This is a genomic window from Nocardiopsis sp. TNDT3 (assembly GCF_003427465.1).
Lineage (GTDB): Bacteria > Actinomycetota > Actinomycetes > Streptosporangiales > Streptosporangiaceae > Nocardiopsis > Nocardiopsis dassonvillei.
Map to the genome: position 1 here is coordinate 1 of NZ_QPFC01001210.1, position 1,544 is coordinate 1,544.

Below are 1,544 nucleotides of genomic sequence, written 5' to 3' on the forward strand. Positions count from 1 at the left end.
GCCGCCCCCCGGCCCCCCGCCGAGCCGCTCACCCTGACCACCGAGATCCCACCGGTGGTCGCCCGCCTGCGCGCCGCCTTCGCCTCCGGCCGCACCAAGCCCGTCGCCTGGCGCCGCGCCCAGCTGCGCGCGCTGCGCCGCATGCTCACCGAGGAGCGCACCGCGTTCGAACGCGCGCTCAAGGCCGACCTCGGCAAGAGCCCCATCGAGGCCCACACCACCGAGATCGGCTTCGTGGTCAACGAGATCGACCACACCCTCAGGCACCTGGCCTCCTGGCTGCGCCCGCAGCGGGTGCCCGTGCCCGTCGCCCTGACCCCGGCCAGGGCCCGCCGCGTGCGCGAGCCGCTGGGCACCGTGCTGATCATCGCCCCGTGGAACTACCCGGTGAACCTGTCCCTGGCGCCCCTGGTCGGCGCCCTCGCCGCGGGCAACGCCGCCCTGGTCAAGCCCAGCGAACTGGCCCCGGCCACCTCCGCCGCCCTGGCCGAGCTGCTGCCCCGCTACCTGGACACCGAGGCGGTCGCGGTCGTGGAGGGCGGCATCCCCGAGAGCACCGCCCTGCTCGATGAGCGCTTCGACCACATCTTCTACACCGGCAACGGCACCGTGGCCCGCATCGTCATGGCCGCCGCCGCCAAGCACCTGACCCCCGTCACCCTGGAGCTGGGCGGCAAGAGCCCGGCCATCGTCGAACCCGGGGTGGACCTGGCCACCACCGCCCGCCGCCTGGCCTGGGGCAAGTTCACCAACACCGGTCAGACCTGCGTGGCCCCCGACTACGTGCTCGCCGTCGGCGACACCGCCGAACCGCTCCAGCGCGAGCTGACCGCCGCCATCACCGAGATGTTCGGCGAGGACCCCTCACGCAGCGCCGACTACGGGCGCATCGTCAACGAGCGCCACTTCGCCCGGATCACCGCCCTGCTGGGCAGCGGCACCGTGGTCACCGGCGGACAGCACGACATCGACCGCCTCTACGTCGCCCCCACCGTCCTGGCCGACGTGGACCCCGACTCCCCGGTGATGTCGGAGGAGATCTTCGGCCCCGTCCTGCCGGTCCTGCGGGTCCCCGACCTGGACGCGGCCATCGCCTTCGTCAACGCACGCGACAAGCCGCTGGCGCTGTACGGCTTCACCGACTCCGAGGAGACCAAGCGCCGCCTGACCACCGAGACCTCCTCGGGCGGCCTGGCCTTCGGTCTGCCGATCGCCCACCTGGCCGTTCCCGACCTGCCCTTCGGCGGCGTGGGGGACAGCGGTATGGGCGCCTACCACTCCGCGGCCTCCCTGGACACCTTCTCGCACACCAAGTCGGTGCTGGACAAGTCGCTGTTCATGGACACCATGCGCATCGCCTACGCGCCCGTCACCGACCTCAAGCAGAAGCTGCTCCGCCGGCTCCTGTGAGCGGGGGGCGGGGGCGGGAGCGGCCGCCGCCCCCGCCCGCGCGGGTCAGCTCCTCGGGGCGCTCTCCTCGCGCCCGGAGTCCAGGGCCCGCGACGCCACATGCGGGTGGTTCAGGTCGAACGCGGGACGCTCGG

At 73.4% G+C, this 1,544-nt stretch carries 1 protein-coding gene; it reads left to right on the plus strand.

Annotated features, from left to right (window positions below; translation table 11 throughout):
• Positions 1-1,410 (plus strand): aldehyde dehydrogenase family protein (locus tag DQW06_RS25925; RefSeq protein ID WP_232833159.1); only part of this gene is annotated, 1,410 nt, incomplete at its 5' end.
• Positions 1,411-1,544 lie beyond the last annotated feature (134 nt).